Annotated in this window: 13 protein-coding genes; 4 read left to right on the top strand and 9 right to left on the bottom strand. The window is 46.5% G+C overall.

The window, feature by feature from the left end:
* Positions 1–39 precede the first annotated feature (39 nt).
* Together Q365_RS0100160 and Q365_RS0100155 are read left to right on the top strand one after the other, a co-directional pair.
* Entirely contained in the window at positions 40–2,502 is a 2,463-nt protein-coding gene (locus Q365_RS0100160; RefSeq protein WP_028021432.1) for a GH92 family glycosyl hydrolase, read from the top strand.
* A gap of 54 nt (positions 2,503–2,556) precedes the next feature.
* Positions 2,557–5,055 carry a GH92 family glycosyl hydrolase gene (locus Q365_RS0100155; RefSeq protein WP_028021431.1) on the top strand — a complete coding sequence of 833 codons (2,499 nt, stop codon included), beginning with the start codon at positions 2,557–2,559 and terminating at the stop codon, positions 5,053–5,055.
* A 292-nt stretch (positions 5,056–5,347) separates the two neighbouring features.
* On the opposite strand, the gene Q365_RS0100150 is transcribed toward Q365_RS0100155, so the two are convergent.
* From Q365_RS0100150 to Q365_RS0100125, 6 genes are all read right to left on the bottom strand, one after another.
* Entirely contained in the window at positions 5,348–6,697 is a 1,350-nt protein-coding gene (locus Q365_RS0100150) for an SIR2 family NAD-dependent protein deacylase (protein ID WP_028021430.1), read from the bottom strand.
* Between the two features lie 130 nt (positions 6,698–6,827).
* Positions 6,828–7,175 (bottom strand): cupin domain-containing protein, encoded by a 348-nt coding sequence (locus tag Q365_RS0100145; protein WP_028021429.1) that lies wholly within the window; start codon positions 7,173–7,175, stop codon positions 6,828–6,830.
* Between the two features lie 447 nt (positions 7,176–7,622).
* The gene (locus Q365_RS0100140) at positions 7,623–9,131 is read right to left on the bottom strand and encodes a DUF3360 domain-containing protein (RefSeq protein ID WP_028021428.1); all 1,509 of its coding nucleotides are present in this window, start codon (positions 9,129–9,131) and stop codon (positions 7,623–7,625) included.
* A 306-nt stretch (positions 9,132–9,437) separates the two neighbouring features.
* The gene (locus tag Q365_RS0100135) at positions 9,438–10,706 is read right to left on the bottom strand and encodes an RNA polymerase sigma factor (RefSeq protein ID WP_028021427.1); all 1,269 of its coding nucleotides are present in this window, start codon (positions 10,704–10,706) and stop codon (positions 9,438–9,440) included.
* A 3-nt stretch (positions 10,707–10,709) separates the two neighbouring features.
* Positions 10,710–11,069: a YciI family protein gene (locus tag Q365_RS0100130; RefSeq protein ID WP_028021426.1), complete on the bottom strand. Its 360-nt coding sequence runs from the start codon at positions 11,067–11,069 to the stop codon at positions 10,710–10,712.
* A gap of 266 nt (positions 11,070–11,335) precedes the next feature.
* Entirely contained in the window at positions 11,336–12,052 is a 717-nt protein-coding gene (locus Q365_RS0100125; RefSeq protein ID WP_028021425.1) for a class I SAM-dependent methyltransferase, read from the bottom strand.
* Positions 12,053–12,194: 142 nt separating this feature from the next.
* Between Q365_RS0100125 and Q365_RS27295 the strand changes: the two genes are divergently transcribed.
* A complete protein-coding gene (locus Q365_RS27295; protein WP_281173684.1) occupies positions 12,195–12,326 on the top strand; it encodes a hypothetical protein in 132 nt (43 codons plus the stop codon).
* Here the strand turns inward: Q365_RS27295 and Q365_RS0100110 are convergent.
* The 3 genes from Q365_RS0100110 to Q365_RS0100100 form a co-directional block, all read right to left on the bottom strand.
* Positions 12,312–13,136 carry an AraC family transcriptional regulator gene (locus Q365_RS0100110; RefSeq protein WP_028021424.1) on the bottom strand — a complete coding sequence of 275 codons (825 nt, stop codon included), beginning with the start codon at positions 13,134–13,136 and terminating at the stop codon, positions 12,312–12,314. The two genes, Q365_RS27295 and Q365_RS0100110, sit on opposite strands and share 15 nt — an antisense overlap.
* 122 nt (positions 13,137–13,258) lie before the next feature.
* The gene (locus tag Q365_RS0100105; RefSeq protein WP_035024190.1) at positions 13,259–13,573 is read right to left on the bottom strand and encodes a PTS fructose-like transporter subunit IIB; all 315 of its coding nucleotides are present in this window, start codon (positions 13,571–13,573) and stop codon (positions 13,259–13,261) included.
* 144 nt (positions 13,574–13,717) lie between these two features.
* Positions 13,718–14,770 carry a PTS fructose transporter subunit EIIC gene (locus Q365_RS0100100; protein ID WP_028021422.1) on the bottom strand — a complete coding sequence of 351 codons (1,053 nt, stop codon included), beginning with the start codon at positions 14,768–14,770 and terminating at the stop codon, positions 13,718–13,720.
* 276 nt (positions 14,771–15,046) lie between these two features.
* Here Q365_RS0100100 and Q365_RS25195 point away from each other — a divergent pair, with 276 nt between their 5' ends.
* Positions 15,047–15,496, top strand: a complete 450-nt coding sequence (locus tag Q365_RS25195; RefSeq protein ID WP_211254225.1) for a hypothetical protein — start codon at positions 15,047–15,049, stop codon at positions 15,494–15,496.
* Positions 15,497–15,744 lie beyond the last annotated feature (248 nt).

Here is a 15,744-nt window from a genome sequence, read left to right as displayed (position 1 = left end):
AAAATTAAAGGGAGAGTTCTCTCCCTTTTTCTAAAAGGAATGAAAATGAAACATACTTTAGCACCGCTGGCGGTGGTGATTGCTATTGCGTTGTCTGGTTGTAATTCAGATTCGGATTCAAACCCTCAAACAGGTTTAGTGGGTGAGGTCGTTAATAAATCACTGATTAAATATGTAGACCCATTTATTGGTACAGGCGCAGATGGCCACACCTTCCCAGGCGCGGTGTACCCTGGCGGCATGGTGCAGCTTTCTCCAGATACTGAAATGGAAGGCTGGGGATCGGCAGCGGGTTATTTTGACCACGGTAAAAAAGAAGATATCCCAGTATATGGTTTTTCCCATACCCACCTTTCTGGAACAGGTATCACTGATCTAGGTGATATTCTTATTCTGCCATTTACTGAAAAAGGCAATTCGACTTATAACACCTTCGATAAAGAAAATGAAAAAGCGGAAGCGGGTTATTATTCTGTCGAATTAAATCGTGGTGATATTAAAGTGGAATTAACCACGTCGCCACGTGTGGGCTACCACAAATATACCTTTAAAGAAGGCACCACACCGTTCCTTAAACTTGATTTAGACCACACGCTAAATAAAAGCTGGGGCAACCGCACCACGATCGGTGATATCGAATTCATTGATGAATACACGGTGCGCGGTAAGCGCAGTTCTGACGGCTGGGCGAACAATCAGCACATCTATTTTTACGCCAAGTTCAATCAACCTATTGTGAAAGCGACAGGCATGGTCGACGGTGTGGAAACTGACATCGCCCTCGAAAATGACGCGATTCAAGCCACCAAGACCATTGCCTACCTCGAGTTTGCACCTTCAGACAAACCTATCGAGCTAACCCTTGGCCTATCACCAACCAGCGTGCGTGGTGCGAAGAAAAACTTAGATGCAGAAGTCACCGAATGGGGCTTTGACAAAGTACTCGAGCGTTCACAGCGCGCATGGCACAACGAACTGGCAAAAGTGTCCGTGAAGGGCGGTACGGAAGAGCAGAAAGAGATTTTCTACACGGCAATGTACCACGCCAACATCGCGCCGATGGTGTTCCAAGACGTTGACGGCACCTACCGTGCAATGCGCACTCAAGAGCTGAAAAACGCAGGCGATACACCAAACTACTCCATCTACTCAATGTGGGATACTTTCCGCGCATTCCACCCGCTACAAACCATCGTGAACCCTGATCGTGCGGAAGAGTACGCCAACGATCTGATCCGCAAATACAAAGACGGCGGCATCTTACCGAAGTGGGAACTGCAAGGTCATTACACGGGCACCATGATTGGCTTCCCGGCGATTTCTATCATTGCTGATGCAATGGTGAAAGGGCTGGATGTTGACGTGCAAGAAGCGTTAGAAGCGGCTGAGTTTACGGCGCGTTACCATGAGAAAAGCGAATTCCCTGATTGGACTGAAGACCAAAACATCGGTGCAGCCAATGTTGTTCAGGTGAAGGTGTATGAAGAAAATGGCTTCGTTCACCACGGCTACTGGAACTCTGCGTCGTACACTTTGGAATTCGCGTATGGCGACTGGGCAGTATCCGAAATCGCGCGTATGGCGGGTGACGTGATGGTTCAAGACGAGTTTCTTGCCCGCGCTGACAACTGGCTACATCACTGGGATGCATCAACGGGCTTCTTGCGTCCGAAGAACCACCCGGCAAGTTCATCACCGAACAAGCCGCCGCTTGAATTCAACCAACCTATCGATGAAGAGCGTAAAGACGAGTGTGTGATGGTCGAATGGCCTGCGGGTTCTGGCACCATGAAAGAACAATGTCCGTTGCTTTCGTTTGACCCGTATTACGTTGATGAGTTTGCATTTACCGAAGGTAACGCATGGCAGTGGAAATTCCAGCCAATGCATGACTTCGCCCGCCTAAAACAAGAAATCTTTAACGCGGATAAAGATAACGGGAAAGACACGACCCCAGAAAAAGCCTTCCGTGAAGACTTGGATGAACTGTTCACCGCACGTTCATCAAACACAGGTGAAGAACTGCCGGACTTGACCGGATACATCGGTCAATACATGCACGGTAACGAGCCGTCGCACCACATTCCTTACCTATACAACCTGACCGATGAGCCTTGGAAAGCGCAAGAGTACTTGGATCGCATCATGGCAGAAATGTACACCATCGAACCCACTGGTTTGATTGGTAACGAAGACGTCGGCCAGATGTCAGCGTGGTACATCATGTCAGCGATGGGCTTCTATCAAGTCTCGCCAGCAGACCCGTCTTACTCGATTGGTCGCCCGCTGTTTGATGAAGTGGCTATCGACGTTGACGGTGGTAAGTTCACCATCATTGCTGACAACAACAGCCCGCATAACAAGTACGTGAAATCCGTCACCATCAACGGCAACGAACTTTCTAACGAACTGACCTTTGAGCACAGCGAAATCAAAGCCGGTGGTGAGCTTCGCTTCGTGATGACGGGCGACAAAAAAGAAGCCATGCAGGCAAAAATCTAATTGTTCATAGACCTGATGCCGCCCGTGCGCGGCATCTTTTTCAAGGAATACCCTATGTATATTTCTCGTGTTTCTAAGGTTGCGCTGTCAGTTTCTGCTGCCTTTTTCTTGTTTGGTTGTAACTCAAGCTCTTCAGATTCAAACCCAAATACAGGCGTTGTTTCACCCGAAGTCAACGTCCTGAAATACGTCGATCCGTTTATTGGTACTGGGTTTAACGGACACACCTTCCCAGGTGCGGTTGTGCCGGAAGGCATGGTGCAGTTGTCTCCAGATACAGAGTTGGTGGGCTGGCACTCTTCGTCAGGCTATCACTATGACAAAGACACCCTGTTTGGCTTCTCACATACCCACCTGTCTGGTACAGGCATGGGCGGATTGGGCGACATTCTGTTCCTTCCATTTACGGAAGAGAACGCCAAATACATTGAAGACACGGACGATTACCGCAAGGCAATTTCCGTCAAGATGGACAAAGCCTCTGAAGTGGCAGAAGCGGGTTACTACTCGGTGAACATCGCTGAGAACGGCATCAAAGCCGAGCTTACTGCCTCTGAGCGCGTGGGCTTCCATCGCTATACCTATCCAGAAGGTCAACCTCAGCGTTTGAAGATCGATTTAAACTCGATCCTTAATAGCGACTGGGGCTCGACCTCGCTGCGCAACAAACTCACGGTGAGTGACGATGGTTACACCATCACGGGCGAACGCGATGCGGCGCATTTCTCGGGCTGGGCGAAGAACCAAAAAATCTTCTTCTACGCCACCTTCGACAAGAAAATCAAAGATGTTCAACTTCTCGTCGGCGGTGTCCCTGCCGATGGCTTGAGCGCCGAGCATATTTCAGAATTGGTTTATGACGATGAAGGTAAACCTGTCAAACGCATCAAAGCTGACGTGACGGCGTATGTAGAGTTTGAACAGGGTGATTCACAAACGCTCAACGCACAGGTGGCGATATCTGCCGTTGATGCGGAAGGTGCGCAAAGCAACCACCAAGCAGAAGCGGATGTGTCGTTTGATACTGCGCGCGCGCAAGCCAGTGAGAAATGGGCGCAAGCGCTGAACCTACGCGTGGAAGGTGGCACGACGGCGCAGAAAGAAATTTTCTATACCGCGCTGTATCACACCAAAATTGCACCACAAGTACACCAAGACGTCGATGGTCGTTTCCGTGGTATGGGCAAAGGCTCAATCCGTGAAGGCGAGGGCGAGTATTCCATCGCCTATGGTCAAGCGACAGAAGAGCTTCCTAACTTCTCGGTTTACTCTTTGTGGGACACGCACAAAGCCCTGCACCCACTGAAAACCATCACTGAGCCGACACGTGCCGTTCAATACGCGAAGAACTTGGTTCAGAAGTACACCGAAAGTGGCTTGTTGCCGAAGTGGGAACACTTAGGGGACGAAACCGGCACTATGGTGGGTTACCCAGCCGTTGCTGTGATTGCAGATGCGATTAGCAAATTCCCAGACGCGTTCACGCAATCTGAAAAAGCCCTCGCGTTGAAAGCCGCGATTGATTCCTCCACGTATGACAATTACGCCGCGCTCGCAACAGAGTGGGATGTGCCGGTACTGGATCGCACCTTGACCAAGCACATCGACTACATCCAGAAAGACGGGTTTGCGCCTGCGATTCAACGTGACGCTGAAAACAACCCGATAGATCCGGATTTCACCATTGAATCCGTGTCATACGGGTTGGAAAACGCCTTCTACGACTGGGCCATCGCTCAAATTGCAAAAGCAGCAGGCGATACACAAGCAGAAGCGACCTACTTAGCGCGCTCAAAAGGCTACAAACATTACTTCGATAACAATCCGATGGAGTATGCCGAATACGGTGTAACAGGCTTTATGCGTCCTGTAATGATGAACGGTTCGTTTATGACGCCGTTCGACCCGTATGGTACAGCGCATGAAACAGGTAACTACACAGAAGGTAACGCGTGGCAGTGGACATGGTTTGTCCCCCACGACATTGCAGGCCTTAAAGAAATCATGGGTGGTGATGCGGCATTTAAAACCAACTTGGAAGCCACTTTCACCGCAAAAAGCCAAGGCACTGAAACGCCAGACATGTCGGGTTTGATTGGTCAGGTGGCATTCGGTAATGAGCCATCGCACCACATTCCGTACCTGTACAACTGGACCGCAGAGCCTTGGAAAACCCAAGAAGTCGTCGACCACATTCTGGATGACATGTACTTAGCAGAACCAAAAGGCATCGTTGGCAATGAAGACGTTGGCGCAATGTCTGCGTGGTATGTCATGTCTGCTATGGGCTTCTATCAAGTGAATGCGGCTGATCCTACCTACACCATTGGCCGACCTCTGTTTGATGAAGTGAGCATCCCTGTCGAAGGGGGAGAGTTCACGATCACCACTGAGAACAACGCTGACGACAACATGTACATCAAGTCAGTGACCATCAACGGCCAACCTCTGGAAGACGGCCTCTTCTTCAAACATGCCGATATCAAAGCAGGCGGAAACCTCCACTTTGTGATGACAGCAGCGAAGACGGAGGCTATGGCGAATAAGCCATAAGAATACTCACGCCATAACTATAACAATATGAATCACCGATTTGCCGCTCCCTACGAGCGGCTTTTTTGTGAGCAAATTAGAGATGGAGTTTGCTGAGATGAACGATTTAGGTTGAACGCCATAAACCGTTTTTGGACAGAAACAAGCTAGAGTTGGCACTGTAAGCTGCTAGATTCGGATAAGGTTGGTTTGGACAAAACGAAGTAGATGATTTTGTTGTTCGAAAACAGTGACTACTCACTCAGTCATAAAGACAGCTATTGCCTCTTGACCGGAGAAGGGCTGATATGTGTTATACGTTTGTTCGTTCAATCAAACTAGATAAATTAGAATAAAAATGTTGCTTAGAAATATTCTTTAATTCGAGTACAACCTCTCTCGATAACTCAGATTTCCTTCGATTGAAAGTTCGGTTTGCTGAATGTGACTCGCCATGCCCATTGCCGACGTAGCAACCGACTCTATCAAGGTTGTAAGCAACCGTCTCTAGTAAAGCAGGTGGAATCTGATCCAGTTTTAACGTTGTGAGGATATCTAATTGAACGATCAAATTTTCGTTATAGGCACCAAATGCACCATTAGGTTCAGCACGTTTCCAAAGCTCATCAAAAACCTCACTCAAGAAGTAAATAAATCCTGAGATAACAGGCGAGGTAAACTTTGCCAACATTTCAAGTATTCCTACACGAAATTCTTCATCATCAATGAACTTATCCACTAAGGCGTCACTAGGTTCTTCCAATTTAGAAATAACACTTTGTAGTGATTGCTCATTCTTAGCTTTTTTGGCTAAGTATTTTTCGTTTTCAGTTGCAAATTCCTCGAAGAAATCATCTAGATCACTGACTTCATAAATAAGAATTCCATTGCGGTCTTTATATGCTTTGTCCGATGGATTCTCTTTTCGTACAACCTGAACAACTTCGTTAGGATAGTTTTCGTTACTAGATGAAAATACATTTTTTGACCAGTCTAAAGCTGTAAGAACGTTCACATCACCGAGACCATACCCGAGAAGAAGTACCGTTGACTCTTTTATTGTTAAAGCCAACTTAATTTGTCGATACTCATGTGGGCGGAAGAGAGAAACATAGTCTTCTTGAGCAATTACTATACTTTCGGGCGTAGAACGTATTCCGTGCAAGTGATAAATTGGCACTATACCTTTTGGCGCACACATAGACTCATCAGGGCTCAAAGGTAAACATTTACCTGTAAATAGGCTTTCCAGAACCAAATCATAGTTAGTTGTTATAATCCAACTTGGTAGTAAGTCATTTAAATAGTTAGAGTATTTTTCTCTTTGGCTCTTCTCAGGATACCAACTTGTTAGAGCAGAAATCTCTTCTTTTAATTTGAACAGGGACTGAGAGTATTCAATGTCCTTTTTTGATGAATGAAGTTCACAAATTGTAGAAGCAACTTCTGGGTAACCGATACCATCTATGTTTAATTCATCATATTTAATGGACATTCTCCCTGCTGCTTTTTCTAATAATTCTCCCCAAGATAGAGCAATATTGCGAACACCATTGTTCAGTACAGCTTTAGAGAAACCTGCACCAACAAACATCCCTAAATTCCCGAAGTCACTGGATTCGGACAGGGTTTTTAAGATTTTCTTTTTTGTTACTTTTTCCACTTATCTCTCAATATCATTATTCTGTAAAAACGTATAACGGGCGTTTACTAGCCCAAACTAATTGAAACGCCTGAATCACAGTATTTCTATAAAAAATGCGCCACGAGTAAACGTCCCGTTCATGCTTTTGTTATGCTCGTACTTCAACACGATCGCCATGACTAGGTGGAGTAGATGTCACGGTAAAATGCAGGTCTTTTTGACCGAGGTTACTCAATTGATGGGGCGTATTACTTGGCACGTGAAAGCCTTGGTGCTCTTTGAGTTCAAAAACTTCACCGTTCACTTCAAACGTGGCACAACCAGATAGAACAAAGAAAAACTGTTCTGATTTCTTGTGTAGATGACGAACCTCACTACAACCCGAAGGTACTCGTTCTTGAATTACGCTCAAACTCTTTGACTTGACCAGATGCCACCCATCACACTGATCACCCCAACGATAATGTTCCGCATTTTCCTTGGATACTACTGTCAAATTTCCTCCTAGCGCATAACAGTGTATTAGATGACAAAATGTCGGAATTAAACACGACACTTTGTCCTTTAATAACAATGCATTATACCTTAACGGCTCGTTACCATCTGATTTTAATATCTTTTTAAATCATTTAAGATGTCGATTTGTGAAAAAGCTCCAAAATGTCATTTTTCATCAACATGCATTGGATCTCTACGATGCTGTGGTTATCAACAGTAAAAATCTCGGTTCAGATTAGAAAAAATAAGGCCAATCGGGAGAGCAATTATCCGAGCAGAGAAAGAGCCTAGCTCACTTTGGGGCAGAAACGGCTTAGAACTACTGAACTAAACCGTTTCTATCAGGTTAAAAAAAGCACCTTCAAATCATAAACTCGCATTATGAGCCTATCTACGCAAATGCCAGACTGTCTTAGCTGCTGATTTAAAGTCGCTTATTCAAAGGTTAACGAAAGCTTGGGATAATCGCTGGTATCCCTGGAAGTAGACCAACCAATGCCATCACACCACTTAGCACGATAAACATAATGCCAGGCAATACCCAGCGGCTCATTTTACTAAGCTCACTACTACGTTCTTTACAACCGACTAAGCCCAAGTTATCCAACAGCATGGTGAGAGCCCAACCAAATGCAGGGTTAACGAGCGCTGAAGAAAATACAACAATCGCTGCCGACTGTGTGGTTTTCCCTTCACGCGTCATTTCCATTCCAGCTTCTAGCAATGGCACAAATACCCCAACAATTAGCGCGATACAAAGTACAGGTTGCCAGATAGCTAAATCCATCGGGTAACCCCAAATAGCGGCGATGATACAGAACAGAGCCGTGAGCAACGCGCCAGCAGGAATAGGACGCTTAGCAATCGCCGCCGGCACGATATAAGTCCCCCATGAAGACGTAAAGTTAGTGCCACCGAGCAGAGAACCGAACGTTTGACGAATTGAAGCGGTGGTCATGGTGTCATCAATGTTCATATGTACTTTTTCTGTACGTTCTGGATAGCTGATTTTCTGAAATACTTGATGTCCTAAGAAATCTGGCGACCACATCGCCACGGCTAAAATAGCAAACGGTAATACCACCATGAAATGTTCAATCGTAGGTAGGCCTAGCATCCAGCCTGTATCTTCTCCCCACCAATAAATTGGGTTCATGTTGGGTAAACCTGGCTCGGTTTGGAAAGAAAACGGCGCTCCCATAGCAAAAGCTAACGTACCACCCAGCAAGCAACTAAGAGGTACGGCTAGCCAACGTTTACGGAAATGTTCCAATAACGCATACAGAATAATGGTGCAAAAGATCACGACAAAAGCGATGTGGCTCATGCCGATTCCCTCCGCCCAAGCGAACAGTTTTTTAACTTGAGAAGCGGTTCCAACAAAGCCAAGGTAGAGCAGTAAACCGCCACACACGCCTTTACTGGTGAGGTTTGCCAACATGCTGCCACCTTTACTGATGGCCAACAGTAAGCCGAAAGCGCCAATCAGCAAGCCAAATGCCATTGGGTGTCCGCCTGCTGCAACGACAATAGGAATTAAAGGGATGAGTGGGCCGTGTGTACCCGCGAGGTTAGCGGTCGGCAATAAAAAACCTGAGAAAAGAATGATGAAAACAGAGGCGATGAGTAGTTCATAACGAACATTTTCTAAGATAAAGCCTTCATCTAACCCTAGCGCCCCGGCAAAGGTGGCTGCAATAGCGCCTACCATAACCACTTTACCAATGGTGGCGGCCATCGCTGGGATGGTATCTTCTATTTCGAATCGATAGTCTTTAAAAGGCAAATTAGGACGCCAGCGTTTAGGCGCCATGATTTGTAACTCATGTTCTAGATACTGTTCGCGGGAATCAAATTCCGATCTTGGTTTATGTTGTTGTTCATAAGTGAGTTCATCCTCATTGGCTTGAGGCGTATCTGTTGGTATATGTGCGGATTCTAAAGTAGTGCTCATTTTGATTCCTTTCGTTCACACTCTAAGGTGTGTTTTTCCAACCAGCGTTATTGACTCACTAAACGAAGATTAAGCGAGTCGTTGTCTATCTATTTTCTGCTATACGAACTCGATGACTGATGTTTATGAACCCTTGAAATTTAGTTGCTAGTACCTTATACCAAACGGAAAAACACACCTAGTCTCAGGTAGTTAGACATTAGTCGTAGGGGGCGACGACCAGCATGGGCTTTGTTATGAAATTCGATAGAACTAGCCGCAAGGGCTTTGGTGAAAGCGCGTGGAAGGTCAAGAATGTTAACTAACCTAATCGTTACGCTGGTTTTGATATTTTGGTTTGTTGGACTGATTTAATATCTCTAATTTGCGTTCTAGCAGTTTGCGTGACGCGTTGTTTGGTGCGGTATGAATGGCGTGTATATAAGCGTCATGGGCACCTGAGAATTCCCCCAGTTTACCCAGAATATGTCCGCGAGCCGCGTACCAAGGCTGGTAGTTTTCAAGCTCAGTTTGCAGTTCATCAAGCTTTTGTAGCGCGAGTTCAGATTGTCCTGTTTCGGCGATAACCACAGACCAGTTCAGGGCGACGACAGGGGTGGGTTCGAAAGCCCAAAGTGCCCTGTAGAGCAAGGACATCTGCGGCCAGTCGGGTTTGGGGCGAAACATGTGGCAGTCGGCGATGGCGGCTTTGATTTGGAAGGGCCCTGGTTGCCTGCGCTCGATGGCGTTTTCAAGGAGGCTTCTCCCTTCAGCTATCATGTCATTCTGCCAAATGCCTTCGTTTTGTTCTTCTACAGGCACAAGAGCACCATCAGCGTCGATTCTTGCCACTCGCCTTGCATCAGTCAAAAGCATCAACGCAAGTGCGCCCTCGATTTCCGGATCATTCGGGCAAAGTTGGCTTAAAAGGCGCATCAAGAAAATGCCTTCTTCGCATAGATCTCGTGGTCCCGTGTCTTCTCTTACATAGCCAGTGGTAAAAATCAGATATATCGTAGACAGAACTGTCTCCAGTCTGTCGGTCCATCCTTCCGGTTCGGGCACAGAGAAACCGATGCCTTTGGATCTTATTTTCTTTTTTGCTCGGGACAGGCGTTGCCCCATTGTTTGTTCATGGTCGAGGAAGGCTGCTGCGATCTCTCTGGTCGTCAAATGGCAAACTGTGCGTAGAGTGAGTGCAACTCGGGATTTTTCTTCAAGGGCGGGGTGGCAACAGGTAAAAATCAAACGCAGGCGTTCATCTGGGATAGTTTCGGGAATGTCGTCATCGACATCATCGGATGAGTTTCTTATCTCTAAATCGTTTGTTCTCGTTGCTTCGCGTTGAGTGGCGCGGATTTGGTCGATCCCTTTGTTCAATCCTACCTTCATTAGCCAGGCGACGGGATCATTAGGAATACCTACTCGACCCCAATGTTTTAGCGCCGCAATAGATGCTTCCTGCAATGCATCTTCGCCCATTTGGAAGTCGCCAAATCTGGAGATAAGCCCAGATAAAATCCGTCCCCGATCGCGGCGTAGCACCTCATCAATAATGTGGCTTACCGCGATGGCTTTGGGAACGGCATTCTTCATTTGTTAGTCCTCGGGATCGTAGTCTAACAGCGGTCGAACTTCGACGGTTCCGAAATGGGCGATCGGTATCATTGCGGCATACTTCAAGGCGGTATCTAGGTCCGCCACATCCACAATATAATAGCCACCCAGATGCTCGCGTGTTTCTGCAAAGGGACCATCCATGGTTTCCACCTTACCGGATTGGATGCGGAGAGAGGTCGCGGCTTCAATTCCCTGTAATCCTTCTCCACCCACAAGAACGCCGTCGTTTTTGAAGGTTTCGCTGGTCGCAGCAAACGCGGACATCATTTCATCAAACTCAGGGGTGCCATAGACTGGCTCTTTATCCGGTGCGGCATACAGCAACAACATATATTTCATTTCGAACTCCTTTCTTTTTTGATGGGTACGCTACAAGGACGATCCCATTTCTTAGTTTTCGACATGTTCGGAAATATATCTATGTTTTTTGCGGAGTGAGTGACTATTGGTATTTCTATTGGGACACGCAGATTAAAGAATCACAGTCCAATTCTGGTTTGTGTCGCCGTTGCCTGTCGCGCTAAATCTTCGACGCTACTCAATCAGGCAGGTTTTCGGATTAGCCCGGCATCATCGTTAGCGGTTAGCGGAAAATTAAGTGATTGTTATAAAGCATTTATCTGATAAATCGAGTAATAGGTGTCAATGTCTATTTTGTGCTCGTGATTAAACGCAGTTAGCTTATCAACCACTAGCTTGAACGTATTTTGGGAACCAAAAAAATCAGTGAGCAATAGATAACGGCGAGAGGAAGAAAACAGCACATGAGCTAGTTGTGTTGAACTTACATTTATGGTGACTTTGCCGTTATGTACCTTGACCTCTTTAAACTCACGATATCCGTCAAAATTTTCTGCATGATTATAACCTGATGCCCTTTGGGGAAGGCTAACACCAACAAGGTTTAACGAATCATCTAACCGCACTTCAAAGTCATACGCGACAATCCAAGCATTTGTTCGACAGACTCGCAAAAGCTCGCCAACCAATGAGTCTGATTTTGCATAAGACAACGACCCCGCAAATGAAACAATATCAACAGAGTCATCATCAAGGGGTATATTGTCGCCAGTACCAGCGATATAGCTCAAATGTTCCCGTTGAGAAGCCTCCGCTAGCATTGCTTCGCTTGGGTCAATACCTACAACATTTTCGCAGAACTTACTGAGAGCCAAACTTGAAACACCGGTGCCACAACCAATATCTAATCCGTATGTGAAATCGCCACGATTGAGAAGCACTTCTTTAAGGATTTCATCATGGATAGGCGGCCGATAAGCTGAATAATGCTTGGAAACTTCGACACTATATTGTTCGCTCATGCTTTCACTACCTCTTGATACTCGACGATGTAATATGACAAATGATGAGAACCACCTTTATGCAGATTTTTCACATCTAGGTGTCGTTTTAATGCTCGAAGTTCCATGCTTATTTTATCTTTCATGAGGTACTTATACCGTCATGATGTTCACAGATGTGATGAACGAAAGCATGAGAAAAATGAAGGTAGTTTGGAAAAAGAAACAGTATGACTTTGCCCATCCAAACGGCTTGATTCAAGAAGAGGCCATGGAGGCCTCAGGCTACACCTAAACGATACTCGCTCGGCGTTTTTCCCGTCTTGTTTTTAAATACCCTGCAAAAGTAATTGGTGTCTTTGAACCCGCAACGGTGGGCGATCTCTTCCAATTTGAAGGTGTATTTCTTGAGCATAAACTTGGCGCGGTCGAGTCGCACATAGGTCACGTAGTCAGCGTACTTCACCGAGCCTTCTTGATTGAATAAACGAGAGACATGCGCAGATGAAACGCCGAATCGGCTGGCGACGGAAACGCGGGTGATGTCTTTGTGGAAGTTCTCTTGCACGTAAATACACATGCTGCGGTAGAGCTTCTCACTGCGGCTGATTTTGCTTTGTACCGGGTTGCCAAGCAGTTCAAGGCAGTACTGAATCAGCGCATTGGCGAGGTGCTCTCCCATCACGTTTGAGCGGCTTTTGTCACTCATGCAATTGAGGGCGTCGAGCACGTGTCCCAGCGCCATGGAAGATGGCAGCGCGAGCGCGTGCTTTTGAACATCTTTGAATCCGCCATCCGGGGTGTATTGCACAAAGCTGAACCCGACTTGATGCTTGCCAAATAGCACTGAAATCATTTTGCAGGGTTTATCCCACGTGGGTTTACTCCACGCATTGGAAGGTATATACACCATGTCACCCTGCGTTAGCGTGAGCTTATCGCTGCCTTCTTTTGCATCCACGAACAGGTCGTACTCGCCATCAAGAATGATTTCTAACCGGTTGAAGTTGACCTGATACGCGCCTTCCGGCGGTGTGTTTTCGTTGCTGCAAATGGCAATGAGTTTGCCAGTAAAGTCGGTGAGTGATTCAGCAATATTGTGCATGTGGATGCCTTTGAGCAAACTACGAGGGCGTAAAGCGAAACAAGGCGTTAGAAAAGGGTTGGGCTTTACGGTGCGGGAAAGTCAAAAACCGCGGTAGGGGGTATACCGCGGTGATGTCGAAATTATGCTTGAGCCAGCATGCTCTCAAGTTTTGCGATGATTTCAGGCGCCTGTTTAGCCGCTTGAGTCACGGTAACACGAACGATTTTCTTGCCGTTGAAACGCTCTTCGTTCTTGATAGCGATGTCTTTAGTTAGCACTACAACATCTGCACTTTCAACGTCTGCCGCAGTCAGTTCAGTTTCGATACCGATAGCGCCTTGGGTTTCAATTTTAACGTCCCAGCCCTTCGCTTTTGCAGCGGTTTCTAGTGCTTCAGCAGCCATGTATGTGTGAGCAACGCCAGACGGGCAAGAAGTTACGCCAATAAGTTTCATAATAATCTCTCTTTTACACTTTTATAGTTTTTAAGTTCAGTGTGGAGCGACAATCCTGTTGGAGGTTGTCGCTCCGTTAATGCATGTTTTGTAACTATGTTTCTGAGCTATGTTTTACTTCACTGGGTCTTACTTGAATGCTGCTTAGTCGAAAGACAGTTCCAGTTCTTCAGTGTTAGCTTTTGTTTCTTCTTCGCGGTCTGCCACTGGTTTTTTCAGTGCGTTCACGACAAGGGCCGTAGTTGCTGAACCTGCGATGACGGCGATGACATACATCATGCGACCTTCAACAACGGGTAGAACAATCAGGCCACCCCATGGTGCGTGGTTAAGAACGCCTGCCATGAAGGCCACAACGTTACCAACGATACCGCCTGCTACGATGGCTGGGATAACACGTGCTGGGTCATTGGCTGCGAATGGGATTGCACCTTCAGTGATACCGATACAACCCATGATTGCTGCTGCTTTACCGGCTTCTTTTTCTTCTGGAGAGTATTTCTTAGGAGCAAGGAAAGTAGCCAGTGCCATACCTAGTGGTGGAACACAGATTGCTACGCCCACGCCGCCCATCAACCATGGTTGAGTACCGACTTGAGTTTGTGCGAATAGGGTTGCTACTTTGTTGATTGGACCGCCCATATCGAACGCAGTCATACCACCAAGCACCGCACCAAGAACCGCTTTAGACGCGCCAGCCATTGATTGTAGGCCTTCGTTCATGAATGCCATGAAGCCAGCGATAGGTTGACCGATTACCCAAACAACCAGTGCAGATACGATGAACGTACCGCCGATTGGAATAATGAAGTAGGTAGAAAGCGCTTTAAGCTTGTTAGAAAGAGGAATGCGCTTCAGTTGTAGAACAACGTAACCTGCGATGAAACCGACGATGATTGCGCCAAGGAAACCCGCTTGTACTTGGTTAGCAAGGTAAGCACCAATCATACCTGGAGCTAGTGCTGGACGGTCTGCGATTGAGTAAGCGATGTAACCGCCAAGAACAGGAACAAACAGGGTGAAACCTGCGATACCCATGTCCCAAATACCTTCAAGGAACACGCCTTCTGGCACTGCGCCTTTACCGCCTAGCATGACTGATAGTGCAAGAAGAACACCACCAGCAACAACGAATGGCAACATGTGGCTGGTGCCGGTGAGTAGGTGACGCTTTAACTCTGCTAAGTTAGTTTTCATTGTTCAGACCTTTTATTTGTTATTTTTGGATATGTTTCGAGATGGGCTGATTATGCGCTCGGTCTGGTGCTTAAGATATTGGACAAATAAGCCCTTTACTGGACAAATGTTGCATGTTGATTTGACTGAGAAGGCAGTCACATATCCTTGATTTTAGTGATCTTATTAACAAAATCGTTTGTGAATGAACTGTGTGCTTTTACTGTGACAATGCACTGGTTATCAATCATCTACAGTGAATAGACAACCAAGAATATGACGAAAGGAGTCGTGATAATGCCATTTGATTTAGCTAAATTGATCAGCGAATGTGAGGCGGCATTTGACGGTGAAGAACCGCAGAATAAGATCATCGATGTATTGACGAAAAGCCTGTGTGACCCCGCATCAGTAAAGGCCGTACTTGCGCCCACTCGACGTACGGGATTTGAAAAGCTCTATGTGTCAGAGCAGTTCACTATTCTCCACTTCATCTGGGCCCCTAAGATGGCGATGCCAGCACATAACCATAATCTGTGGTCTGTCGTGGGTGTGTATGAAGGCAGGGAAGACCATATATTTTGGCGTCGTGATGAGAAGAAAAGCCCGCATCGCATTCGCGCAATAGGGTCGGCATCCATCGGCGCGGGTGAGGTGCTTTCAATGGACGAAAACGCGATTCATTCTGTGCTCAATCCAACGGATTTATTCACTGGGGGAATTCATATCTATACCCAAGCAGCCTGAAGATGCTTGGTTTCAGAGGCCATCAGAGTGTTCAATTCGAGGCAAATTCTTGTAGGAATAGTCATTCTATTTCACAGGAATTTAACGATGAAGTGGACGCTCTGATGGCCTCCCTTCGGGCGAGTTTACTGACGCCATGCTCGGTGTTGTCCCTTTTTGATGGAGCTCACTACATCGGCAAAGTGACGCCTTGATCATAACGTCAGTAAAGCTCGCTGAATCCAGCATCTTCAGGTTGCTTGGGTATA

Source organism: Enterovibrio calviensis DSM 14347, assembly GCF_000621165.1.
In the GTDB taxonomy this organism is placed as follows: Bacteria; Pseudomonadota; Gammaproteobacteria; order Enterobacterales; family Vibrionaceae; genus Enterovibrio; species Enterovibrio calviensis.
This window is presented reverse-complemented; position numbering and strand designations above follow the sequence as displayed.

Excerpts from the sequence above, each read along its gene's own strand:
- Q365_RS0100160 (WP_028021432.1), top strand. The coding sequence starts at position 40 with ATGAAAATGAAACATACTTTAGCACCGCTGGCGGTGGTGATTGCTATT.
- Q365_RS0100155 (WP_028021431.1), top strand. The coding sequence starts at position 2,557 with ATGTATATTTCTCGTGTTTCTAAGGTTGCGCTGTCAGTTTCTGCTGCC.
- Q365_RS0100140 (WP_028021428.1), bottom strand. The coding sequence starts at position 9,131 with ATGAGCACTACTTTAGAATCCGCACATATACCAACAGATACGCCTCAA.
- Q365_RS0100135 (WP_028021427.1), bottom strand. The coding sequence starts at position 10,706 with ATGAAGAATGCCGTTCCCAAAGCCATCGCGGTAAGCCACATTATTGAT.
- Q365_RS0100130 (WP_028021426.1), bottom strand. The coding sequence starts at position 11,069 with ATGAAATATATGTTGTTGCTGTATGCCGCACCGGATAAAGAGCCAGTC.
- Q365_RS0100125 (WP_028021425.1), bottom strand. The coding sequence starts at position 12,052 with ATGAGCGAACAATATAGTGTCGAAGTTTCCAAGCATTATTCAGCTTAT.
- Q365_RS27295 (WP_281173684.1), top strand. The coding sequence starts at position 12,195 with ATGATGTTCACAGATGTGATGAACGAAAGCATGAGAAAAATGAAGGTA.
- Q365_RS0100110 (WP_028021424.1), bottom strand. The coding sequence starts at position 13,136 with ATGCACAATATTGCTGAATCACTCACCGACTTTACTGGCAAACTCATT.
- Q365_RS0100105 (WP_035024190.1), bottom strand. The coding sequence starts at position 13,573 with ATGAAACTTATTGGCGTAACTTCTTGCCCGTCTGGCGTTGCTCACACA.
- Q365_RS0100100 (WP_028021422.1), bottom strand. The coding sequence starts at position 14,770 with ATGAAAACTAACTTAGCAGAGTTAAAGCGTCACCTACTCACCGGCACC.
- Q365_RS25195 (WP_211254225.1), top strand. The coding sequence starts at position 15,047 with ATGCCATTTGATTTAGCTAAATTGATCAGCGAATGTGAGGCGGCATTT.